Below are 23340 nucleotides of genomic sequence, written 5' to 3' on the forward strand. Positions count from 1 at the left end.
TGGCGGCGGTGCGTGGCGTCCACGGGGCTACGCCTCAGGCGCCGAACGTGCGCTGCCACCAGCCGCGCCGGGCCGGACCTTCCGGCTCGGCCTGTGCGGCAGGCGCCGTATCGGCCTCGCCTTCGGCGGCCGGCGCTGGCTCGGGAGCCGGCTCCGCCGCGGCCTTGGCGCGACTTGTTCGCCGGCGGCGCGGCGCGGGGCCGGCATCGTTGGCCGCCTCCGTCGCTGGCTCTGGCGCGGCCTGCGGCCCGGCGGGCGCCTGTTCGGCGGCGGCTTCGGCAACCGGCTCGGCAGCCTTGCGCCGACGCGTGCGCTTCGGCGCCGGGGCCGGCTCGGCGGCGGCCGGCTCGGGCGTCGCCTCGGCAACGGCTTCGGGCGCTTCGGGGGCAGCCTCCGGCGACGGCTCCGACGCCTCGGCGCTCACCGGAGCGGCATCGGATTCCTCGCGCTTGCGCGCCCGCGGACGCCGGCGACCCTTGCGGGCCGGTTCGGCCTCCTCCTCCGCCTCGGGCTCCGGCGCAGGCACGTCGGCCTCCTGAGGCTCCTCCGCGCTCGCCGTGTCGGCGGGCTCGCCATCCTCGCTCGCGCCTTCGGGGCGATCGCGACGGCGGCCGCCGCGGCGGCCACGGCGACGGCGACGGCGGCGACCGTCGCCCCGCTCTTCGCCACCACGCTCCGGGCGATCCTCGGCGGTCTGCGCCTCGTCCTCCTCGCCCTCGGCGTCGTCCTCGGCCTCTTCCTCGGCCTCGGCGACGTCATCGCCATCGTCGACGATCGCCGGCGCCGCGAACCGGGGCCGCTCGGCCGGCGGCGGACCAAAGGCCTCGACGCTCATCCGCGCGCCTTCCAGCCCCTCGTCGATCACCACCTCGATCGCGACATGGTAACGCTTCTCGACGTCGATGATCTCGTCGCGCTTGCGGTTGAGCAGATAGATCGCCGCCTCGCGGCCGGCGCGAAGCACGATCCGGCTGCCGCGACCCCGCGCCGCCTCGTCCTCAAGCATCCGCAGCGCCGACAGGCCCGCCGACGAAGCGGTCCGCATCAGGCCGGTGCCCTCGCAATGCGGGCAGGGCTTGGTCGAGGCTTCGAGCACGCCGGTGCGCAGCCGCTGCCGGCTCATCTCCATCAGGCCGAACGAGCTGATCCGGCCGACCTGGATGCGGGCGCGATCGTTCTTCAGCGCCTCCTTCATCGCCTTCTCGACCTTCCGGACATGGCTGGACTGCTCCATGTCGATGAAGTCGATCACGACCAGCCCGGCCATGTCGCGCAGGCGAAGCTGCCGGGCGATTTCGTGCGCCGCCTCGATATTGGTCGAAAAGGCGGTCTGCTCGATATTGTGCTCGCGCGTCGAGCGCCCCGAGTTGATGTCGATCGAGACCAAGGCCTCGGTCGGGTTGATGACGATATAGCCGCCCGACTTCAGCTGGACGACCGGCTGGTACATGGCCGAAAGCTGGTCCTCCGCGCCATAGCGCTGGAACAGCGGCACCGCGTCGGCATATTGCTTCACCCGCCGCACATGGCTCGGCATCAGCAGCTTCATGAAGGTGCGCGCGTCGCGATAGCCGTCCTCGCCCTCGACGATCACCTCGTCGATGTCGCGATTGTAGAGATCGCGGATCGCCCGCTTCACCAGATCGCTGTCCTGGTAGATCAGGGCCGGCGCCGAGGAATGGAGCGTCTTGTCGCGAATCTCGTCCCACAGGCGGGCGAGATAATCGAAATCGCGCTTGATCTCGGTCCGGGTCCGCTCGAGCCCCGCCGTGCGCACGATGAGGCCCATCGTGCGCGGCAGGCTGAGATCGGCCATGATCTGCTTCAGCCGCTTGCGATCCGAGCCGTTGGAGATCTTGCGGCTGATGCCGCCGCCATGGCTGGTGTTCGGCATCAGCACGCAATAGCGGCCGGCAAGGCTGAGATAGGTGGTGAGCGCCGCGCCCTTGTTGCCGCGCTCTTCCTTCACGACCTGGACGAGAAGCACCTGGCGGCGCTTGATGACGTCCTGGATCTTGTAGCGGCGGCGCAGCGCCTGACGCTTCTTGCGAAGGGTTTCGGCGGCGCTTTCCTCGGAACCGTTCTCCGCCTCCTCGGCCGGCGGCGGCGCGCCTTCCTCATCGTCGCCCTCGGCGTCGACCGGCGAGTCCTCGTCGGCCTCGACGACCTCGTCCTCATGTCCCTCTTCGCGCTCCATCTCGGCGGCGCGAAGCCGCGCCTCCTCCTCGGCATGCTCCGCTTCCTCGCGCAGCAGCGCCTCGCGGTCCTCGCGCGGGATCTGGTAATAATCCGGATGGATTTCGGAGAAGGCGAGGAAGCCGTGACGGTTCCCGCCATAATCGACGAAGGCGGCCTGGAGCGACGGCTCCACGCGGGTCACCTTGGCGAGATAGATATTCCCCTTGAGCTGCTTGTGCTCGGCGGATTCGAAGTCAAATTCCTCGATCCGGCTTCCCTTGATCACCGCCACCCTGGTCTCTTCCTGGTGGCGCGCATCGATCAGCATACGCATTGTCATTAAGATGTCTCCACGCGCGGGCCGCAAGGCTTACGCCGCTGCGGCGCGCGCGCTCGAATAAGGACGCAGGCGCGGCGACAGGCGCACGCGCTTCGAATGTCCGGGTTGAAAACTTGGCTGACATTCCCGCTGCGAGCGGCGTGCCGGCCACCGGGGCCGGCCGTCCGCCAGACGTGCCGCTTCCCGACAGGAAACGGTCAGGCCTGGGGATAAATTGCCTCATGCAGCGAAACCTCATGCCGGCACGGCCGGCAAAAATCCAAATCCCGCGCGAAACGACCGGATTTCCGGCCGTTTTTGCGCGACACACGGCTGCTAGCACCACAGTGAAGCAGCGGCAACCATCGTGCGCGCACCCATGCATTTTTGCTGGACCGCGGCGCGGCGGGGACGGCACAACGCGGCCATGACATGGGTGCTGACGCTGCTCATCGCAATATTCGGCCCCTGGCCGCAGCAAAGCCCCGCGGCGGCGGGCGGATCCGTCACCATTCCGATCACGACCGCCCATATCGCCGCCGACGGCCGGCTCCCCGCCGTCACCGCCGCGCGCGGCGTCGATCCGCCGCTGGTGGTGATCGACGCCGGCCATGGCGGGCGCGACCCTGGATCGAGCTCGCCCGCCTCGCCGGTGCCGGAAAAGGACATCACGCTCGCACTCGCCCGCGCGGTCCGCGACGAGCTGGCGCGCTCGGGCCGGGTGCGGGCCGCCCTCACCCGCGACGATGACACCTATCTCGTGCTGCAGGACCGCTACGCCATTGCGCGGCGGCTCGGCGCGGACCTGTTCATCTCGATCCACGCCGATTCCGCGCCAGCCAACGACGCGGCGCGCGGCGCGACGATCTACACCTTGTCCGAGGTCGCCTCGGACCGGCAGGCGGCGCTGCTCGCGAACCGGGAAAACGCCTCCGACACGCTCGCCGGCGCGCCGATGAGCCGCAATCCCGAGGTGAACCTGGTCCTCATCGACCTCGCCCAGCGCGAGAGCATGGACCGATCCGCCGATTTCGCGCGGCTGCTTTATCGCGAGGCCGCGCCGGTCTTCCCCTTCCGCCCCGAATGGCACAAGTTCGCCGCCTTCGTCGTGCTGAAGGCGCCGGACATCCCGTCGATCCTGTTCGAAAGCGGCTACATCACCAACGCAACCGACGCGGCCTACATCAATTCGGCCGAGGGCCGGCAGCAGATCGCCACCGGCATGCGCCGCGCGATCGAGGCCCATTTCGCGCGGCGGTTCCTGCGCACGGCCGGCTGAGGCCGCGGCGGCTTCACGCTTCGATCCGGTTGGGCTAGACGCTCTTCGCGATGAACGATCAAGTTGCCGAGCGTATCACCCTCCGCCGCGCGCCGGGGCGGTTTGCGGACGTGAGATCCGCCCTCGCCAATGCCTGGCGCAAGCGCTGGGTGAAGATTCTCTCGGTGATCGTCGCGCTTCCGTTCATCGCCTATTTCATCCTCTGGCTGCTGTTCGCGCGCGGCCTTCCATCGGCCGATTCGCTGCTTCATTACGAGCCGGCGCTGCCGACCTATGTCCGCGACGTCAACGGCACCCCGGTGCAGAGCTTCGCGCGCGAGCGGCGGGTGCAGCTTGCCTATGCCGAATTCCCGCCGCAGCTGATCGACGCCTTCCTCGCCGCCGAGGATCGCACCTTCTTCAGCCATGGCGGCATCGACTATCCGGGCCTGCTCGGCGCGGTGTGGGATTATGTCTCCAAGGCCGGGAGCGGCGAGCGCGCGCATGGCGGCTCCACGATCACCCAGCAGGTCGCCAAGATCTTCTTCACCGGCAACGAATATTCGGTGACCCGCAAGATCCGCGAGGCCTTCCTGGCCCGGCGGATCGAGGCGACGCTTTCCAAGCAGCAGATCCTCGAACTCTATCTCAACCAGATCTTCCTCGGCCGGAACGCCTATGGCGTGGCGGCGGCGGCGCGCGCCTATTTCAACAAGGACGTGAACCAGCTCACCATCGCCGAATCGGCGATGCTGGCGAGCCTGCCGCGATCGCCGACGAACTATGATCCGGTCGCGCACCATGATCGCGCGCTTTCGCGGCGAAACTGGGTGCTCGGCGAGATGCGGCGCAACGGTTTCATCACCCCCGCGCAATATCAGGAGGCCGTCGCCCAGCCGCTCGCGACGGTGCGCGGCGGGGCCGCCGATGCGACCCGCAATGTCGGCGGCTATTTCATGGAGGAGGTTCGCCGCGACCTGATCCAGCGTTACGGCGCCAGCGCCGAATCGGGCCCGAACAGCGTCTATGCCGGCGGGCTTTGGGTCCGCTCCTCCTACGATCCGGTCATGCAGCAGGCGGCTGAGACCGCGCTTCGCGACGGCCTGATCCGCTACGATCGCGGCCGCGGCGGCTGGCGCGATCCGGGCCTCACCGTCGATCTGTCGCGCGACTGGCGCAGCCAGCTCGCCGTCGCCCAGTTCGGCCCGGGGCCCTGGCGGGCCGCGGTGGTGCTCTCAAAGGAAGGCGGCAGCGCGACGATCGGCTTCGTCGACGGGACGACCGGCACGCTCCCTGCGTCCGGCGCGTCGATGCCGGTGCGTGGATCGGGGCAATCGGCGTTCAGCGCGCTTCGGCCCGGGGCGATCATCGCGGTCGCGCAGGACAATGGCGGAAGCTGGGGCCTGCGCTCCATCCCCGAAGTCCAGGGCGGCATGGTGGTCGAGGAGGTGGCGAGCGGCCGCGTCCTCGCCATGCAGGGCGGATTCGATCTTCGCGGCGGCGCGTTCAACCGGGCCACCCAGGCGATGCGCCAGCCGGGATCGACCTTCAAACCCGTCGTCTATTCGGCTGCGCTCGATGCGGGCATGACCCCGGCGACGCTGATCGTCGACGGGCCCTTCTGCGTGAACCAGGGCAGCCCCGGCCAGAAATGCTTCCGCAATTTCGGCGGCGCCGCCGGTGCCGGGCCACAGACCATGCGCTGGGGGGTCGAGCAATCGCGCAACCTGATGACGGTGCGCACCGCCAACCAGATCGGCATGAACCTCGTCGTTCGCCGCGCCCATGAACTCGGCGTCGGCGATTATCCGCCCTATCTCGCGATTTCGCTCGGCGCCGGCGAGACGACTGTCCAGCGGATGACCAACATGGTCGCGACGCTCGCCAATCAGGGGCGGGCGATGACGCCGACCCTGATCGATTATATCCAGGACCGGCACGGGCGCGTGATCTGGCGCGCCGACACACGGCCCTGCGACCGCTGCAACGCGCCCGACTGGGACGGCCGCCCGATGCCGCGCCCGCCGCTTCGCACCCGCCAGGTGATCGATCCGATGACCGCCTATCAGATGGTCCACATCATGGAAGGCGTCGTCCAGCGCGGCACAGCGACCGTGCTTCGCGATCTCGGCCGCCCCTTGTTCGGCAAGACCGGCACCACCACCGGGCCGACCAACGTCTGGTTCGTCGGCGGATCGCAGCAGGTCGTCGCCGGCATCTATCTCGGGTTCGATAATCCGCGGCCGATGGGCGGCTATGCCCAGGGCGGCACGATTGCGGCGCCGGTCTTCCGCCAGTTCGCGCAGACCGCGTTCCAGGGCATGCCGGTGATCCCCTTCCGCGCCCCGCCGGGCATCCGCATGGTCGCGATCGACCGGCGCACCGGCAACCGCGCCTTCGGCGTCTGGCCGGGCAGCGACCCGCGCGCCGCCGTGATCTGGGAGGCGTTCAAGCCGGAGAGCGAGCCGAGGCGCACCGCGACCCGCGAGGAGCTCGCCGCGCCGCCGCCGCAGACCCGATCGGCCGAGCACGCGGCGGACCGGCGCGACAGCGATTTCTTGCAAAGTCAGGGCGGGATTTACTAACGCCCCCGCGAGCCCGACATTTTTTAGGAACATGAGATGCGCGCCGAAGCGCAAGCCTCGATCGATCAGATCAATGCCGCCCTCGCTTTGCTGCGCCGCTTCCTCGACTGGGACCGCGCGCTGAAGCGGCTCGACGAGCTCAATGCGCGCGTCGAGGACCCCAAGCTGTGGGACGACGCCAAGGCCGCGCAGGACGTGATGCGCGAGCGTCGCCGGCTCGACGAGGCGATCGGCGCGACCCGGGCGATCGAGAAGGAGCTCGCCGACACCACCGAGCTCATGGAAATGGCCGAGGCGGAGGGCGACGAGTCGCTGGTCGACGACGCCGTCACCGCGCTCGCCGACCTCGCCCGGCGGGCCGAGAGCGACAAGGTGAAGGCGCTCCTCGCCGGCGAGGCCGACGCCAACGACACCTATATCGAGATCAATGCCGGTGCGGGCGGCACCGAGAGCCAGGATTGGGCCGAGATGCTCCAGCGCATGTACACGCGCTGGGCCGAGCGCCATGGCATGAAGGTGGAGCTGATCGATCACCATGCCGGCGAGCAGGCCGGGATCAAATCGGCGACCCTGCTGATCAAGGGCGAGAACGCCTATGGCTATGCCAAGACCGAGAGCGGGGTTCACCGGCTGGTGCGGATCAGCCCCTATGACAGCTCGGCGCGGCGGCACACCAGCTTCTCGTCGGTCTGGGTCTATCCGGTGATCGACGACAATATCGACATCGAGATCAACGAATCCGATCTGCGCATCGACACCTATCGCGCGAGCGGCGCGGGCGGGCAGCATATCAACACCACCGATTCGGCGGTGCGGATCACCCATTTGCCGACCGGAATCGTCGTCCAGTGCCAGAACCAGCGTTCGCAGCACAAGAACCGCGCGGAGGCCTATAACCAGCTGCGCGCCCGCCTTTACGAGCGCGAGCTGGCCGAGCGCGAGGCCGCCGCCAATGCCCAGAACGCGACCAAGACCGATATCGGCTGGGGCCACCAGATCCGATCCTATGTCCTCCAGCCCTATCAGCTGGTGAAGGACCTGCGGACCGGCGTGACGTCGACCGCGCCGTCCGACGTTCTCGACGGGGATCTTGATCGTTTCATGGCCGCCGCGCTGTCGCAGCGCGTGACGGGCGAAAAGGTGGACGTCGAGGATGTGGACTAAGCGGGCGGTCCTTCTCGCCGCGCTCGTCCTGGCCGGCTGTCACGAGGCGCAGCCGCAAGCCTCGCCCTTTCCGGAGCCGCGCCGCCCGGTCGCGCCGATCGTCTCGTCGCGCTACCTCAACGAAGACGCCCGCGACGATGTCGGCGAATTCGCGACGGTGGTCCGCCTCGCCGAGGTCGCGCCCGGCATGTCGGTCGCCGATATCGGCGCGGGCGAGGGCTATTATACGGTGCGCCTGTCGCCGATGGTCGGCGCGCGCGGCCGCGTGCTCGCCGAGGATATCGTGCCCGAGACGATCCGCGCGCTCGCCCAGCGCGTCCAGCGCGAGCGGCTCGACAATGTCGCGATCAAGCTCGGCCAGCCCAACGATCCGCAGCTCCCCGCCGTCTCGTTCGACCGCATCTTCATGATCCACATGTATCACGAGATCGCACGGCCGAGCGAATTCCTGTGGCACCTGCGCGACGCCCTGAAGCCCAATGGCAGCATCGTCATCGTCGACGGCGATCGGCCCACCAACCGCCACGGCACCCCGCCACGGCTGCTGGTCTGCGAGCTCAACGCCATCGGCTACGACCTGAAAAGGTTCGAGCGGCTGCCCGATTCCGAATCCTATTTCGCCTGGTTCGAGGCGCGCGGCCCCAAGCCCGCGCCGCGGGACATCCCGGTCTGCGGACCCTAGAGCAGCCCGAGCTCGCGAAAGCTGCGGCAATCGCCGCCGGCGAAGATCAGATGGTCGTGGAGACGGATGCCGAGGCTGGCCGCGGCGCGCGCGAGACTGCGCGTGGCGGCGACGTCGGCCGCGCTCGGCCGCGGATCCCCGCCCGGATGATTGTGCGCGAGGATGAGGCCTCGGGAGTCACGCTTCAGCGCGGCGGCGAGGATGTCGCGGATCGGCAGCGGCGCCGAATCGCCCGGCGTCACCGCGCTCTCGTCGCAGCCGAGCACGCGTCGCTCCGGCCCGAGATGGAGCACCGCGATCCGCTCGCCGGCGACATGGCGGAAATGGTGCGCAAGGAGAGTGGCGGCATCACGCGCGCTTCCGACGATCATGGGCATTCAATGCCATGCGCGCGAGCGGAGTTGCGCCGAATCGACTCCATTCCGGCGCCATTTTGGATTGGAAACGCCGCGTCCGAGCGGTCATAAACGGGCGATGCAGGCCTATCTCGATCTCCTGAAACTGATCCTCGACGAAGGCGTGCCGCAACAGGATCGCACCGGCGTCGGCACGCGATCGGTGTTCGGCCACCAGATGCGATTCGACCTCGCCAGAGGCTTCCCCCTGGTGACGACCAAGAAGCTCCACCTTCGCTCGATCGTCATCGAATTGCTCTGGTTCCTGAGGGGCGACACCAATGTGCGCTGGCTGCAGGAGCAAAAAGTCAGCATCTGGGATGAATGGGCCGACGCGAACGGCGATCTCGGCCCCGTCTACGGCAAGCAATGGCGGCATTGGGAGACGCCCGACGGGCGCGAGATCGACCAGATCGCCGGGCTCGTCGATCTCATCAAGCGCGATCCCGCCTCACGCCGCCAGATCGTCACCGCATGGAACCCGGCGGACCTGCACAGGATGGCGCTCGCCCCCTGCCACTGCCTGTTCCAGACCCAGGTCGCGAACGGCCGGCTCAATCTCCAGCTTTACCAGCGCAGCGCCGACGTGTTCCTGGGCGTGCCGTTCAACATCGCCAGCTACGCGCTGCTGACCCATATGCTGGCGCAGCAATGCGGGCTCGAGCCGGGCGTGTTCGTGTGGACCGGCGGCGATTGCCACCTTTATTCGAACCATCTCGATCAGGCGCGCGAGCAGCTGACCCGCGATCCGCGGCCGCTGCCAAAGCTCACCATCCTTCGCCGCCCGCACGCGATCGACGATTATCGTTACGAGGATTTCGAGATCAGCGGCTACGACCCGCACCCGCACATCAGGGCCGAGGTGGCGGTGTGACCCGTCCGCCGATCGCGCTGGTAGTGGCGCGCGCGGACAATGGCGTGATCGGGCGCGACGGCCGGCTTCCCTGGCATCTCCCTGACGATCTGAGGCGCTTCAAACGGCTGACCATGGGCACGGCGATGATCATGGGCCGCAAGACCTTCGAAAGCCTCCCCGGATTGCTCCCCGCCCGGCGCCACATCGTCCTGACCCGCGATCGCGGATGGCGGGCCGAGGGGGCCGAGGTGGTCCACGACGTCGGCGGCGCGATCGCGGCGGCCGGGGACGACGCAGCCGTCTCCGTCATCGGGGGCGCCGACATCTTCCAGCTGTTCCTGCCGATCGCCGACCGGATCGAGCTCACCGAGGTCCATGGCGACATCGCCGGCGACGTGACGCTGCCCCCCTTCGATCCCGCGCGCTGGCGCGAGATTTCACGCGAGGATCATCCGGCGGCCGAGGGTCGTCCGTCGTTCAGCTTCGTGACACTCGCGCCGCACGCCGTTGTTTGATCACCGGCACTTTCCTATAGCCCGATCCATGGAGCGCCTCGACGGGGGCTCGGCGGTTCCGGAGCGGCTTCGCGGGGGCATCGTCGCGCTCGGCAATTTCGACGGTTTTCACGAGGGCCACCAGGCGGTGGTCGGTCGCGCCGTCTCGCGCGCCCGCGCCGAGGGGCGGCCGGCGCTGGTCGCGACCTTCGATCCGCATCCGGTTCATTATTTCAGGCCGGACCTGCCGCCCTTTCGCCTCACCAGCCTCGACCAGCGCCAGCGCCTCTTCGCCGAGGCGGGGGCCGATGCGATGCTGGTGTTCCGCTTCGACGCGGAGCTCGCGGGCGTCACCGCTCCCGATTTCGTCACCGATCATCTCGCCAGCCGGATCGGCGCCGCCGGCGTCGTCACCGGCGAGGATTTCACCTTCGGCAAGGGGCGCGGCGGCAATGTCGACGTGCTGAAGCTGCTCGGCCAGGCGAACCGCATCTCGGTCGATGCGGTGGCGCCGGTGGTGGAGGATGGCGAGGCCGTCTCGTCGAGCCGCATCCGCGATGCGCTGCGGGCCGGCGATTGCCCCCTCGCCGCGCGTCTCCTTACCCGGCCCTTCGCGATCGAGGGGGTTGTGGAGCATGGCGACAAGCGCGGCCGCGAACTCGGCTTTCCGACCGCCAATCTGGCGATGGGCGATTATCTGCGCCCCCGATTCGGCGTCTATGCGGTGCGCGGCCGCCTGCCCGACGGACGCATGGTGGACGGCGTCGCCAATCTCGGCACCCGGCCGATGTTTGATCCGCCCAAAGAGCTGCTCGAGCCGTGGTTCTTCGATTTCGACGGCGATCTCTACGGGCAGACGATCGAGGTCGCGCTGATCGCCTTCCTGCGCGACGAGACGACCTTCGACGGGCTCGACGCACTGAAGGCGCAGATCATGCGCGATGCCGAGGCGGCGAAGGCGGCGCTTGCCGCGACGCCGCCACAACCTTAAGTCCCGCGCTTCATGTCCGACAAACCAGATTATAGAGACACCGTCTTCCTGCCGAAGACGGATTTCCCGATGAAGGCCGGCCTCGCGAGCAAGGAGCCGGTCATGCTCGCGCGCTGGGCGGAGGAGAAGCTGTACCAGCAGCTCCGCGCCGCCCGCGCCGGCCGCAAGCGCTTCATCCTTCACGATGGCCCGCCCTACGCCAATGGCGACATCCACATGGGCCACGCGATGAACAAGATCCTGAAGGACATCGTCGTGCGCTCGCGCTCGCTGATGGGCCTCGACGCGCCCTACGTTCCGGGCTGGGATTGCCACGGCCTGCCGATCGAATGGAAGGTCGAGGAAGCCTATCGCAAGAAGAAGCAGGACAAGGACGAGGTCCCGGTCGACCAGTTCCGCGCCGAATGCCGCGCCTATGCGGAAAAATGGGTCGCGGTGCAGTCCGAACAGTTCCAGCGGCTCGGCGTCATGGGCGAGTGGGACGATCCCTATCTCACCATGAAATATGAGTCCGAGGCGATCATCTGCGCGGAGCTGCTGAAGTTCGCCGAGTCCGGCCAGCTCTATCGCGGCGCCAAGCCGGTGATGTGGTCCCCGGTCGAGAAGACCGCGCTCGCCGACGCCGAGGTGGAATATGAGGACATCACCTCGACCCAGATCGACGTGGCGTTCGAGATCGTCGAGAGCCCGATCCCGGAGCTGGTCGGCGCCCATGCGGTGATCTGGACGACGACGCCGTGGACGATCCCGGTCAATCAGGCTTTGGCCTATGGGCCGGACGTTGAATATCGCCTCTACGAGATTGGCGTAGCTGTCGACGCCGCCCCCGGCGTGGACGTTTTTGAAGATCCAACGGTGAAGGCGCTCCAAGGGCGCAAAATCCTGATCGCCGATAACAATGTCCTGAAATCCGAATTCGAGTACCGCCTGAGGCGCCTTTGGCCAGGTGCTGTGCTGGTGGACCACGGTGACTGGTCGGGGGAGGGTAGGCTGCTGGAGGGCACCGTCGCCCACCACCCCATGCATAAACTCGGCGGCTTCTTCGCGAAGCCCCGCCCCTTCCTGCCCGGCGATTTCGTCACCACCGATGCGGGCACGGGTCTCGTCCATATGGCGCCGGATCATGGCGAGGACGATTTCCTGCTCTGCAAGGCGCGCGGCATCGATCCGGTCTTCGCGGTCGAGGGCGACGGGCGCTATCGGAGCGACTGGGCCTGGCTCGGCGGCAATCCGCTGTCGGTCATCAACAAGAAGCTGAACGCGCCCGACGGGCCGATCTGCACGGATTTGCGCGAGGCGGGGGCATTGCTCGCGGCGTCGGACGATTTCCAGCATAGCTATCCGCACAGCTGGCGATCCAAGGCCAAGGTGATCTTCCGCTGCACGCCGCAATGGTTCATCCCGATGGATACTCCCTCTCCCCGGCGGGGAGAGGGTCGGGGTGAGGGGGAGCGAGCCGCAGGCGAGCGTCCAGCCTCCGAAGCAAATCTCAACCCGCAGAGCCCCCTCACCCAACCCTCTCCCCCCGGGGGAGAGGGCTATGGAAGCAACGCTCCCACCCTGCGCGAGATCGCGCTCGACGCGATCGAGCGGACGCGCTGGGTGCCGGAGCGGTCGATCAACCGCATCCGATCGATGGTGGAAGGCCGCCCCGACTGGGTGATCAGCCGCCAGCGCGCCTGGGGCGTGCCGATCGCGCTCTATGTGAACCGGGCGACCGGCCAGTATCTCAACGATCCGGCGGTCAATGCGCGGATCGTCGAGGCGTTCAGGGCGGGCGGCGCGGATGCCTGGTTCACCGCCGATCATCAGGCGCTGCTCGGGCCCGACCACAAGCTCGCCGATTACGAGCCGCAGAACGACATTCTCGACGTGTGGTTCGACAGCGGCTCCACCCATGCCTTCGTGATCGAGCAGCGTTACGGCGATGGCGTTCGCGCCGATCTCTATGTCGAGGGATCGGATCAGCATCGCGGCTGGTTCCAGTCGTCGCTGCTCGAAAGCTCGGGCACGCGCGGGCGCGCGCCCTATGATGCGGTGCTGACCCACGGCTTCGCGCTCGACAGCCAGGGCCGCAAGATGTCCAAATCGGTCGGCAATGTCGTCGATCCGCTGGCGATCATCCGCGACAATGGCGCGGACATCCTTCGCCTGTGGGTCGCCTCGACCGACTATTTCGAGGACGTGCGGATCGGCAAGGAGGTGCTTGCGGGCACGTCCGACGCCTATCGCAAGCTCAGGAACACCTTCCGCTATCTGCTCGGCGCGCTCGACGGGTTCAGCGAGGCCGAGCGGGTCGCGCCGTCCGAAATGCCCGAGCTGGAACGCTGGGTGCTTCACCGGCTGGCCGCACTGGACGCGGAGCTGAAGGCGGCGAACGAGGCCTATGACTTCAACCGCTACACGCGGGCGATCATGGCCTTCGCGAACGACGATCTTTCGGCCTTCTTCTTCGATATTCGCAAGGACAGCCTCTATTGCGACGCGCCGTCGAGCGCGAAGCGGCGCGCCTATCGCACCGTGCTCGACATCACGTTCGAGGCGCTGGTGCGCTGGCTGACGCCGGTGCTGTGCTTCACCTGCGAGGAAGTGTGGGGCACGCGCTATCCGGAGGGCGGATCGGTCCACCTGCTCGAATGGCCAGAGATCGACGCCGGCTGGCGCGACGAGGCGCTGGCGGCCCGCTGGGCCCGTCTCAGGACGCTTCGCGCGCTCGTCACCGAAGCGGTCGAGCCGATGCGGCGCGAGAAGAAGATCGGCTCCAGCCTGGAGGCGGAGATCGCGCTCGGGCTCGCAAGCGAGGCGGATCGCGCGCTGGTGGCCAGCGTCCCGTTCGAGGAAATCTGCATCGTTTCCCGGGTTTCCGTCGCGCCGGAAGACGGGCAGACCGAGAGCGTGACGGTGACGCCGACGGAGCGCCACAAATGCGGGCGCTGCTGGCGGCACCTGCCCGAGGTCGAGGAGGACGGTGATTTGTGCGATCGCTGTGACGAGGTGGTGAATGGCTGAGGCCGAGGTCGCGAACGCCGAAGCGCCGCGCGCCACCGCGCCGGCCGACTGGCGCCTGAAGCGCAACCGCGCGGTCGCCATGGTGATCGCCCTGCTCGTCTTCGCGCTCGATCAGGCGACGAAATGGGTGGTGACCTATCCGCTCGGGCTCGAGAACCAGCCGGGGCAGAACATCCGCATCACCAGTTTCTTCAACCTGCACTGGGTGGAGAATAACGGCGTGTCGCTCGGCCTGCTTTCCGCCGATGGGCCGATGGGCCGCTGGCTGCTGGTGGCGATGACGGCGGCGATCGCGGTCTTCGTCTCCGTCTGGCTGTGGCGCGAGAAGCGGCGGGACGATTCGGCGGCGCTGGCGCTGGTGCTCGGCGGCGCGCTCGGCAACATCCTCGATCGGGTGCGCTTCGGCCATGTCGTCGATTTCGCCGATCTGCATTTCGGCACGTGGCGGCCGTTTTTGGTCTTCAATGTCGGCGATGCCGCGATTACCATCGGCGTGCTGCTTTTGCTTGTGCGCGCGTTGCTCATGCGCGATGGCAAGGGCGCGAAGAAGGAATCCTGATCGATGCGTTTGACCCATATCGTCCTGGCCGGATCGGCCGCACTGGTTCTGGCCGGATGCGCCGGGGGCGGGCCGTTCCATCGCCAGCGCCCGGACGAATTCGCCGTCGCGCGCAACGCGCCCCTGGTCGTGCCGCCCGATTTCGCGCTGGCCCCGCCGCGCCCGGGCCAGCCTGACGCCGGCTCCGATCCACATGCCCAGGCGCTGCAGGCACTGTTCGGCGGCCCCGCGCCGCGCGCCGAGGTCGAACGCAACATGCTCCAGGTCGCTGGCGGCGATCAGGCCGTGCTCGGCGCACGTTCGGTGGCCGGCGACTCGCAGACGACGGTCGTCAACCGCGGCACGCTTGTGCAGACGATCATGCAGCTGCCCGAGGGCGACGGCCGCGAGGCATCGGTGACGACGCCGCAGCCGTCGGCGCAATAGCGACCCCGCCCGGCGTCAGAACCTCAACGCCGCCGACAGCAGCAGGCCCGCATCCTGCCCTCGTGTCGAGGGCAGGTCCGTGTCGACATAGCGAAGGCCGATTTCGGCCGCGGTGCGCCGGGCGATCGCGATCCGATAGCGTGCGCCCAGCGACCAGTTCCAATAGCTTCCGAACCGGCCCCAATCCTGCCGTCCCGCCTCGGCCGTGAAGGCGATCGGGCGGCCCGGCAGATCGACGCTCGCCTGACCGAAGAGATAGAGCCGGTCCTCGTCGCCCGTGCCCCGCTGCGACGGCGCGTAGCGGGCGCCGGCGGCGAACTGGGCGGGGCCGATCAGATAGCCGATCGAGGCATAGGGCTCCGCGAGATCGGCATGCCCCGCCGCCCCCGCGAAGGCATAATAAGTGAGGCCGGCGTCAAGATCGAAGCCGCGCCCGAGCGCGCCGCGCCAGCCGGCATAGAGATCGAACTCGCCGTCGCCGAAATCCGGCCCGCCGCCGGTCCTCAGCGTCGTCGCGGTGACGCCGGTGTAAAGACCGCTGGTATGGCTTAGCGTCAGATTGCCCTGGAGCGCGGGGTCTTCGTCGGAGCGGGAAACACCCCGAAAACGGTAATCGGACATCGCGACGATGCCGCCCGACAGGTCGAAATCCTGGAGCGGCGCGCTCGCCTGCTGCGCGTGCAGCGGTGCGGCGGCGAGGAGGACGAGGAGCGGTGGAAGCAAGCGGCGCATCGCCACGGCCTGCCCCAGCCCGGCGGCGCGCGCAACCGGCGTTAGGCCTTCCTTAGCGCCGGGCCGCTAGCTTCGCGCGCCATGACGCACCAGGCGCCACCGCCTCCGCCTTCGCCGGCCGATCCCGGCCGCCAGGTCGCGCAGCTTCGCGAGCTGCTCCGGCTCGTCGACGGCTTTGCCGGCAATGGCGGCGGCGCGCACGATTCGGCACTCGACGAAGCGGCCCGGGTCAGCGCCGCTTATGAACGCGCCCTTCCCATCGTCCAGCGGCGGTTCGACACGCGCGCCGCGGAGGCGGCGATCTGGGCCGCCGCCGGCGTCGAGGCGCTGCTCGCGAGCGGAGAGGTGCCGCCTCCGGCTGCGGCGGCACGGCTCGCCGGCCAGGTCGCCCGGGCGCTGGACGGCCTCGCGAAAATCCTCGACTAAAGTCGCGCCAGGCCGGCCGCCAGATCGGCGATGAGATCTTCCGGATGCTCGAGCCCGATGTGCAGCCGCACGATCGGCCCTTCCCAGTCCTGGTGCGTCGCAGTGCGGGTCGGCTCGGCGGGAACGGCGAGGCTTTCGAAGCCGCCCCAGCTATAGCCGATGCCGAACAGCTCCAGCGAATCGATCAGCCGCGCGGCCGCCGCCGCGTCGCCACCGTCCAGCACGAAGGCGAACAGGCCGCTCGCGCCCTTGAAGTCGCGCGACCAATATTCGTGGCCCGGGCAATCGGGCAGAGCGGGGTGGAGGACGCGCGCGACCTGCGGCTGATCCTTGAGCCAGCGCGCCACCCTCAGTCCATTCTCCTCGTGCCGCCGAAGCCGAACGTCGAGCGTCCTCAGGCCCCGCAGTGCGAGCCAGCAATCGTCCGGCCCCGCCGTTTGCCCGAGCGCCCGCGTCGCCAGATCGAGCTTCTTCGCAAGCGCCGCGGTCGCCGTCACCGATCCCAGCATCACGTCGGCATGGCCGCCGATATATTTGGTGCAGGCGAGGATCGACATGTCGCATCCGGCCGCAATCGCCGGGAAGAGGAGCGGCGTCGCCCAGGTATTGTCGATCATGGTGACGATCCCGCGCGCCTTCGCGACCGCGCAGATCGCCGGCACGTCCTGCACCTCGAAGGTCAGCGAGCAGGGGCTTTCGAGGAAGATCGCCTTGGTCTTGTCGCCGATGAGATCGGCGATGCCGGGGCCGATCAGCGGATCGTAATAGCGGGTTGCGACTCCCAGGCGACGCAGCATCCCGTCGCAGAAGGCGCGCGTCGGCCCATAGACCGAATCGACCATCAGGACCTCGTCGCCGGCCGCAAGGACCGAGAGCAGCGCCGCCGCGCAGGCCGCTGCGCCCGACGGGAACAGCCTGGTCGTTTGCGCGCCCGGCTCGAGGCTGGTCAGCGCCTCGCTCAGCGCCCAATGGGTCGGCGTCCCGCTGCGGCCATATTGGAACTTGCCCGTCTCGGGCGGCCAGGATGCGTGCATCGTCGCGACGTCGTCGAACAGGACGGTCGAGGCGCGCCACACACCGGGGCTCACGATGCCGCCCTTCGCCGCGTCCACATGGGTCCATTCGCGGCGGCGGCCGGCCTCGACGAGCCGCGTTTCGGACCTGTGTTCGCTCATGCTTCCCCCGTTGCCTTGGGCGTCGCCGGATCGGCGCCCCACTCGCTCCAGCTGCCGTCGTAGAGCCGGACGTCATCCTTGCCGAGCAGGTGCGCGGCGAACAGGACGACCGCGGCGGTGACGCCCGATCCGCAGGTCGTGATCATCGGCCTTTCAAGATCGATCCCGGCGTCGGCGAAGGCGGCACGCAGATCATCGCCCCGCCTGAAGCTGTTGTCGGCGTTGAACAGCCGATCCTGCGGCAGGTTGCGCGCGCCGGGAATGTGGCCGGCGGCGAGGCCCTTGCGCGGCTCCGGCTCGGCGCCGGCGAAGCGGGACGCGCCGCGCGCGTCGACGATTTCGTGGCTCCCAGCGCCGACCAGTGCCAGCAGCGCGGCCTTGTCGACGATCCGGTCGGCATCGAGCTGCGGCGTGAAATGTCCGGGCCGGGCCGCAGGCACGCCGCTTTCAACCGGGCGCCCCTCGGCGCGCCATTTCTGGAAGCCACCGTCGAGGATCGCGACATCGTGCGCGCCGAAGGCGCGGAGCATCCACCAGGCGCGCGCCGCGCTGTGATGCGGGCTGTTGTCGTAGACGACGAGGCGCTCGTGATCGCCAAGCCCGATCGCCCGCATCCGGCTGGCGAAGCGCGCCGCATCCGGCATCATGTGCGGCAGCGGATCTTCGGGGTCCGAAACGTCATCGAGGTCGAAAAACACGGCGCCGGGGATATGCGCGGCTTCATATTCCGCGCGCGCATCGCGGCCCAAAGCGGGGAGGAACCAGCTCGCGTCGATCACGCTGAGGTCCGCCGCGCCGAGATGAGTGGCGAGCCAGTCGGTGGAAACGAGCGAGTCCATCTCCGCCTGTTAGCGGCACCTCAGCCGAAGGTGAAGGAGAAGGCCTGGATGCCGGGATCGAGGAAGCTGATCTCGAACGTGCGGTCCTCGATCGCCCCCGACTGGCGGACGAGCTGGTAGAGCCGCTGGCCGGTCACCGTGCCGTTGCCGGCCGCATCCACGTCCATACCGGCGGACGCGCCCGGGGCATGGCCGTCGATCGTGATCCGGAACCGCACCGGCCGCCCGCTCGCGCTGCCGAGCACGAGGTGGAGATCGCGGGCGTGGAACCGGAAAGCGATCCGCGATCCGGCCGCACCGTCCGCCTGTTGCGGGCGCACCGTCCACTGGCCGGCGAGCGCCCATTGGTTGAGCTGCAGCGACGCCGGTGTCGCATAGGTGCTCGCGACGTCCTGCTTCTGCCCGCCGGGCGAGGTGAAATTCTGCGCGCGGGCATAGCCGATATAGGTTTCCGGGGAGCGCAGCTCGGCCCCGTTCGCCTGCGCGCCGGTGCCGCTCCCGTCCACCTGGACCATGTCGCCCCGCGGCGGATGGCCGGCCTCGGTCAGGAGAGCGCGGATCACCCGCTCGGACTGTGCGTAATCGCCTTCGCCGAAATGATGGTAGCGCACGCGCCCCTCGGCATCGACGAAGTAATGCGCCGGCCAGTAGTGATTGTCGAAGGCGCGCCACACGGCGTAATCATTGTCGAGCGCGACCGGATAGGGGATGCCGAGCTGCTGGATCGCGCGCTGCACGTTGGCGGGATCGCGCTCGAACGCGAATTCGGGGGCATGGACGCCGATGACGACCAGCCCGTCCGGCCCGTAGCGCTCCGCCCAGGCCTTCACATAGGGGAGCGAGCGCAGGCAGTTGATGCAGCTGTAGGTCCAGAAATCGATCACCACGACCTTGCCGCGAAGCCCCTCGCGGGTGAGCGGCGGCGTGTTGAACCACTGGACGATGCCGTCGAGGGAGGGCAGCTCGCCTTCGACCGGGAGAACCAGGCGTCCGTCCGCCCCCTGCCGAAGCGCGGTGTCGCCACGCGGCATGTCCATGCCGAGGCGCGCGGCGAGGCCGCTTTCGATCCGGTCGGTCTGGGTCGAGGAGAGGCGCGAGAGATAATTGGTGTCGACGCCGAGCGCGATCGCGCCGACGCCGATGAGGACGAGCAGCCCGAGGCCGCGGCGGACCCATTCGCCGGCGCCGAGCGAGCGCTTCATCATCGTGAAGACCTTGCCGCCGATCAGCAGGGCGAGCGCGAGCGACGTCGCCGCGCCAAGCGCATAGGCGAGCAGGAGAACGGTGGTGCCCGCGCTTGCGCCCTGGAGCGCGGCGCCGGTCAGGATGAGGCCGAGGATCGGGCCGGCGCAGGGCGCCCAGAGCAGCCCGGTGGCGACGCCAAGCAGCAGCGAGGAGCCGATCCGTTCGCGCCCCTTCTCCTCCGCCGAATTGGAGAGACGCGAGCCCAGGCGGACCAGCGGCTGCATCGCCCGGTCGGCAAGGTGCGGGAAGAGCAGGGTCAGCCCGAAAAAGGCGAGCAGGATGAGCGCGACCCAACGCCCCGCCTGGTTCGCCTGCACCGCCCAGCCGCCGCCGACCGCCGCAAGCGTCGCGACCAGTGCGAAGGTCGCCGCCATGCCGGCGAGGAGCGGCAGGCCCGAGCGCAGAAACGAGCGGTTGGCGCGCGCGAACACGAAGGGCAGCACCGGCAAGATGCAGGGGCTGAGGATGGTGAGGACGCCGCCGAGATAGGCGAGGAGGAAGAGGAGCATCTTTGGGTGCCTTTCGTCGCGGGCTGGCCCGCCGCGTACCTCCTGTTCGCGCGGCGTGCGCGAATCGTTACGTCCGCCGGCTCAAAGCACGCCTGGAAAGGCGCCGCCGTCGATCAACAGGCTCTGCCCGGTGATGTAGCCAGCCTGCACAGAACAGAGGAAGGCGCAGGCGGCGCCGAACTCGGCCGGATCGCCGAGCCGTTTCGCCGGAATGCCGGCCTCGCGCTCACGCAGAACCTCGGCGGGATCGCGGCCGCTCTTCCTTGCCTGGCCGGCGACCATCGAGGCGATCCGGTCGGTGTCGAACGAGCCCGGCAGCAGGCTGTTGATCGTGACATTGGCGTGCGCGACCGATCGAGCGACACCGGCGACGAAGGCGGTAAGCCCGGCCCGGGCGCCGCTCGACAGGTCGAGGCCGGCGAGCGGCATCTTCACCGAACCCGACGTGATGTTGACGATGCGGCCGAACCGCCTGTCGATCATCCCGTCGATCACCGCCTGGGTGAGGCGGATCGGCGCGATCATGTTCGCCTCCACGCCAGCGATCATCGCGGCCTCGTCAATCTGGCGGAAGTCGCGCGGTGGCGGGCCGCCATTGTTGTTGACGAGGATGTCGACCCGGGGAAGCGCGCCGATCAGCGCGGCGCGGCCCTCTTCGGTCGAAATGTCGGCGGCGACCGCGATCACCTCTGCCCCGGTTTGCGCGGCGATCTCGGCACGGGTCTCCTCCAGGCGATCCGCGTCGCGGCCGTTGACGACGACCCGGCAGCCGGCCCTGGCGAGCTCGAGGGCGCAGGCGCGGCCAAGCCCCTTGCTCGAGGCGCAGACGATCGCGTTCTTGCCGGCGAGTCCGAGATCCATCAGGCAGGCCTCTTCAGGTAGAATTCGCTGTAATAAGCGGAAAAGAAGGCGGCGGCGGGCGTCGCGACGATCGCGCCGAGCAGCCCGAAGGCGAGCGCGAAGGCGAGCGTGAAGAAGATGATGAGCACCGGATGGAGCTGCATCGTCGTGCCGCGAATCTTGGGCGCGACGACGCTCCCCAGTATCTCGCCGCTGACGATGTAGAACAGGATCACCCATATGGCCGTCATCGGGCTGATCGCGATCGCGAGCAGGACCGGCGGAAAGGCCATGATGTAGCCGCCGATGCGGGGGATGAAATCCGCGAAGAAGGCGAGCGCCGCCCAGACGAGCGCACCGGGCACGTCCATGATCGTGAGGAAGATCATCACCGCCACCGCCTGGATCGCGCCGACCGCGAGGCTCGCCTTGCTCCAGCCGATCACGGCATGGGCGGAGCGGCGCAGGGCGCGCATCCCGGCGCCGCGATAGGCGACGGGAAGGCTGGCCCGATAGGCGCGGACGATCGGGCGCGGATCGAGCAGGATATAGGCGACGATGCTGAAGAAGATGATGAGCAAGGCGAGGAAGCCGAGCAGCGACAGCGACACGCCGCCGAGCCCACGGAACAGATCCACCGCGCTCGGCGCCGCGCCGGAAAAGGCCCCGCGCGCGTTCACGTAGGGCGCCAGATCGGGATAGCGCGTGACGAGCGCCTGTCCCTGTTCCTGGATGCGCCCGACGAACTGCGGGACCGAATTGGTAAGGGCGATGATCTGCGTGATGAGGCGCGGGATCACCAGCGCGGCGAGCAGCAGGATCGTCGCGAAGAACAGGAGCAGGGTCAGCGCTCCGGCCCAGCGCCGGGACAGGCCACGGCGCATGAACCAGCCGACCGGCGCCGACAGCGCGATCGCCACCACCATCGCGAAGAACAGGAGCAGGATCGCCGCGATCGCCTGGTAGAAGAACCATAGCAGCGCGACCGCGACGCCGCCCACAAGGATAACGGCGGTCGCGGTCGCGATCGGGCTCGGCCGAGCCGGCGGGACGGGCGATCGGGCCATGCGCGACGCTTAGCGCAAGCGCACCGCCTTCGCCCATCCCCCATGCGCGGATTGTTCCCACGCCGGCCGCTCGTTAAGAGGACCGGCATGTCGCTCACCCACCTTGGCCAGCCAAGCGCGCTGCCGGCCTCGCCCGAAGCAGCGCGGCTCGATTACGTGCCGAACCCGCGCCCCGGCGCGCTCTACCTGGTGCGCTTCGCCGCGCCCGAGTTCACGTCGCTGTGCCCGGTCACCGGACAGCCGGATTTCGCGCATCTCGTCATCGATTATGCGCCGGGCGAGACGATCGTCGAATCCAAGTCGCTGAAGCTGTTCCTCGCCGCCTTCCGCAACCACGGCGCCTTTCACGAGGACGTGACGGTGGGCATCGGCCAGCGGCTCGCCGCGGAGATGAAGCCCCTGTGGCTGCGGATCGGCGGCTATTGGTATCCCCGCGGCGGGATTCCGATCGACGTTTTCTGGCAGACCGGCGACGCCCCGGCGGGCCTGTGGGTGCCGGATCAGGGCGTGGCCTCCTATCGGGGCCGGGGCTAGGCCTTGGCGAGCGCCGACAATCCGAGAATCCTGGTCTTCGGCGCCGGCGCGGTCGGCTGCTTCATCGGCGGCGCGTGGAAGGCGGCGGGGCTCGACGTCCACTTCGCCGGGCGCGAGCGGCTGCAGCGCGAGATCGGCGAATATGGCCTGACGCTGACCGACCAGAACGGATGGAAGGCCGTGTTCGCGGCGGCCGACATCGATTACCAGACGAAGCCACAGGCGTTGCGCCAGGCCGACATCGTCCTCCTCACCGTGAAGACCGTCGGGATCGAGGCGGCGGCGAAGGAGATCGCGAAACATGCCCGGCCCGGCACGCGGGTGCTGAGCTTCCAGAACGGCGTCACCGCGGCGGAGCGTCTGAAGAAGCTGCTGCCGCGCCAGCAGGTGCTCCACGGCATGGTGCCCTTCAACGTCGTCCGCCTGGGCCCCGGCCGCTGGCATCGCGCGACGTTCGGCGAGCTCGTCGCCGAGGCGAGCGAAACGACGCGCGCGCTGGCGGCACGGATCGGCGACCAGCCCGGCAAGCTCCTCCTTGCCGACGACATGCGCGGCGTCGCCTGGGGCAAGCTGCTCTACAATCTCAACAATGCGATCAACGCACTGTCGCGCGAGACCATCCTCGCCGAGCTCAGGCAGCGCGACTATCGCCGCGTCTTCGCCGCCGCGATCGTCGAGGCGCTAAGCCTGCTCGACGCCGCCGGGATCGAGCCGGCGAAGATCGGTCTCGTGCCGCCGCGCCTGCTGCCCCATGTCATCGGATCGCCCGATCTCGTCTTCCGCTCGATGTTCCTCAAGGTGCAGAAGATCGATCCCAAGGCGCGGGGATCGATGTCCGACGATTTCGAAGCGGGCCGGCGGACCGAGATCGACGACCTCAACGGCGAGGTCGTCCGCCTCGCGGCCACGCTCGGGCGCAGCGCGCCGGTCAACAAGGCGATCGTCGATCTGGTCAAGATGGCGGAAGCGGGCGTCGAGCGGCGCTGGACGGCCCGCGAGCTCGCCGACCATGTGCTCCAGCGCCACAAATCGGCCCGCGGCTTCGGTTACTGAGGCG

Annotated in this window: 21 protein-coding genes; 13 read left to right on the forward strand and 8 right to left on the reverse strand. The window is 68.7% G+C overall.

What is annotated here, in order from left to right:
• Positions 1-34: 34 nt before the first annotated feature.
• Positions 35-2518: an Rne/Rng family ribonuclease gene (locus FRZ32_RS04260; RefSeq protein ID WP_192901873.1), complete on the reverse strand. Its 2484-nt coding sequence runs from the start codon at positions 2516-2518 to the stop codon at positions 35-37.
• Between the two features lie 406 nt (positions 2519-2924).
• Here FRZ32_RS04260 and FRZ32_RS04265 point away from each other — a divergent pair, with 406 nt between their 5' ends.
• Genes FRZ32_RS04265 through FRZ32_RS04280 form a run of 4 tightly spaced genes read left to right on the forward strand, consistent with a single transcriptional unit; the run spans position 2925 to position 8186 of the window.
• Positions 2925-3776 carry an N-acetylmuramoyl-L-alanine amidase family protein gene (locus tag FRZ32_RS04265; protein WP_243445185.1) on the forward strand — a complete coding sequence of 284 codons (852 nt, stop codon included), beginning with the start codon at positions 2925-2927 and terminating at the stop codon, positions 3774-3776.
• A 50-nt stretch (positions 3777-3826) separates the two neighbouring features.
• Positions 3827-6340 (forward strand): penicillin-binding protein 1A, encoded by a 2514-nt coding sequence (locus FRZ32_RS04270; protein WP_147042342.1) that lies wholly within the window; start codon positions 3827-3829, stop codon positions 6338-6340.
• Positions 6341-6376: 36 nt separating this feature from the next.
• Positions 6377-7504, forward strand: a complete 1128-nt coding sequence (prfB, locus tag FRZ32_RS04275) for a peptide chain release factor 2 (RefSeq protein ID WP_147042343.1) — start codon at positions 6377-6379, stop codon at positions 7502-7504.
• Positions 7494-8186, forward strand: a complete 693-nt coding sequence (locus FRZ32_RS04280; protein ID WP_147042345.1) for a class I SAM-dependent methyltransferase — start codon at positions 7494-7496, stop codon at positions 8184-8186. The genes prfB and FRZ32_RS04280 overlap by 11 nt, the downstream gene beginning before the upstream one ends.
• Here the strand turns inward: FRZ32_RS04280 and FRZ32_RS04285 are convergent.
• Entirely contained in the window at positions 8183-8557 is a 375-nt protein-coding gene (locus FRZ32_RS04285; RefSeq protein ID WP_158635828.1) for a JAB domain-containing protein, read from the reverse strand. The two genes, FRZ32_RS04280 and FRZ32_RS04285, sit on opposite strands and share 4 nt — an antisense overlap.
• Positions 8558-8660: 103 nt before the next feature.
• Between FRZ32_RS04285 and FRZ32_RS04290 the strand changes: the two genes are divergently transcribed.
• The 6 genes from FRZ32_RS04290 to FRZ32_RS04315 are packed head-to-tail and all read left to right on the forward strand — an operon-like array spanning position 8661 to position 14916.
• Positions 8661-9455, forward strand: coding sequence for a thymidylate synthase (locus FRZ32_RS04290; protein ID WP_147042348.1), 795 nt, complete (start codon positions 8661-8663; stop codon positions 9453-9455).
• Positions 9452-9952 carry a dihydrofolate reductase gene (locus FRZ32_RS04295; protein WP_147042349.1) on the forward strand — a complete coding sequence of 167 codons (501 nt, stop codon included), beginning with the start codon at positions 9452-9454 and terminating at the stop codon, positions 9950-9952. Before FRZ32_RS04290 ends, FRZ32_RS04295 begins: the two co-directional genes overlap by 4 nt.
• A gap of 28 nt (positions 9953-9980) precedes the next feature.
• Positions 9981-10922, forward strand: a complete 942-nt coding sequence (locus FRZ32_RS04300) for a bifunctional riboflavin kinase/FAD synthetase (protein WP_147042351.1) — start codon at positions 9981-9983, stop codon at positions 10920-10922.
• A gap of 12 nt (positions 10923-10934) precedes the next feature.
• On the forward strand, positions 10935-13931 hold the full coding sequence (ileS, locus tag FRZ32_RS04305; RefSeq protein ID WP_147042353.1) for an isoleucine--tRNA ligase: 2997 nt from the start codon (positions 10935-10937) through the stop codon (positions 13929-13931).
• Complete coding sequence (lspA, locus tag FRZ32_RS04310) at positions 13924-14490, forward strand: signal peptidase II (protein WP_147042354.1); 567 nt, start codon at positions 13924-13926, stop codon at positions 14488-14490. Before ileS ends, lspA begins: the two co-directional genes overlap by 8 nt.
• Positions 14491-14493: 3 nt before the next feature.
• Positions 14494-14916 (forward strand): DUF3035 domain-containing protein, encoded by a 423-nt coding sequence (locus tag FRZ32_RS04315; protein ID WP_147042355.1) that lies wholly within the window; start codon positions 14494-14496, stop codon positions 14914-14916.
• Positions 14917-14931: 15 nt separating this feature from the next.
• On the opposite strand, the gene FRZ32_RS04320 is transcribed toward FRZ32_RS04315, so the two are convergent.
• Positions 14932-15648 (reverse strand): TorF family putative porin, encoded by a 717-nt coding sequence (locus FRZ32_RS04320; protein WP_147042356.1) that lies wholly within the window; start codon positions 15646-15648, stop codon positions 14932-14934.
• A gap of 81 nt (positions 15649-15729) precedes the next feature.
• On the opposite strand from FRZ32_RS04320, the gene FRZ32_RS04325 reads away from it, so the two are divergent.
• Positions 15730-16074 carry a hypothetical protein gene (locus FRZ32_RS04325; RefSeq protein WP_147042357.1) on the forward strand — a complete coding sequence of 115 codons (345 nt, stop codon included), beginning with the start codon at positions 15730-15732 and terminating at the stop codon, positions 16072-16074.
• Here FRZ32_RS04325 and metC read toward each other — a convergent pair.
• From metC to FRZ32_RS04350, 5 genes are all read right to left on the reverse strand, one after another.
• Positions 16071-17249: a cystathionine beta-lyase gene (gene metC, locus FRZ32_RS04330; protein ID WP_147042358.1), complete on the reverse strand. Its 1179-nt coding sequence runs from the start codon at positions 17247-17249 to the stop codon at positions 16071-16073. The two genes, FRZ32_RS04325 and metC, sit on opposite strands and share 4 nt — an antisense overlap.
• Positions 17246-18088 carry a 3-mercaptopyruvate sulfurtransferase gene (gene sseA / locus FRZ32_RS04335; RefSeq protein WP_147042359.1) on the reverse strand — a complete coding sequence of 281 codons (843 nt, stop codon included), beginning with the start codon at positions 18086-18088 and terminating at the stop codon, positions 17246-17248. Before sseA ends, metC begins: the two co-directional genes overlap by 4 nt.
• Positions 18089-18108: 20 nt before the next feature.
• Positions 18109-19842: a cytochrome c biogenesis protein DipZ gene (locus FRZ32_RS04340; protein WP_147042360.1), complete on the reverse strand. Its 1734-nt coding sequence runs from the start codon at positions 19840-19842 to the stop codon at positions 18109-18111.
• 81 nt (positions 19843-19923) lie between these two features.
• A complete protein-coding gene (locus FRZ32_RS04345) occupies positions 19924-20703 on the reverse strand; it encodes an SDR family oxidoreductase (RefSeq protein WP_147042361.1) in 780 nt (259 codons plus the stop codon).
• The gene (locus FRZ32_RS04350; protein ID WP_147042362.1) at positions 20703-21749 is read right to left on the reverse strand and encodes an AI-2E family transporter; all 1047 of its coding nucleotides are present in this window, start codon (positions 21747-21749) and stop codon (positions 20703-20705) included. The genes FRZ32_RS04345 and FRZ32_RS04350 overlap by 1 nt, the downstream gene beginning before the upstream one ends.
• A gap of 87 nt (positions 21750-21836) precedes the next feature.
• Between FRZ32_RS04350 and queF the strand changes: the two genes are divergently transcribed.
• Positions 21837-22283 (forward strand): preQ(1) synthase, encoded by a 447-nt coding sequence (gene queF / locus FRZ32_RS04355; protein ID WP_147042363.1) that lies wholly within the window; start codon positions 21837-21839, stop codon positions 22281-22283.
• Positions 22284-22286: 3 nt separating this feature from the next.
• Positions 22287-23336, forward strand: a complete 1050-nt coding sequence (locus FRZ32_RS04360; protein ID WP_147042365.1) for a 2-dehydropantoate 2-reductase — start codon at positions 22287-22289, stop codon at positions 23334-23336.
• Positions 23337-23340: the final 4 nt, after the last annotated feature.

Source organism: Sphingosinicella ginsenosidimutans, assembly GCF_007995055.1.
GTDB classification, from domain to species: Bacteria; Pseudomonadota; Alphaproteobacteria; order Sphingomonadales; family Sphingomonadaceae; genus Allosphingosinicella; species Allosphingosinicella ginsenosidimutans.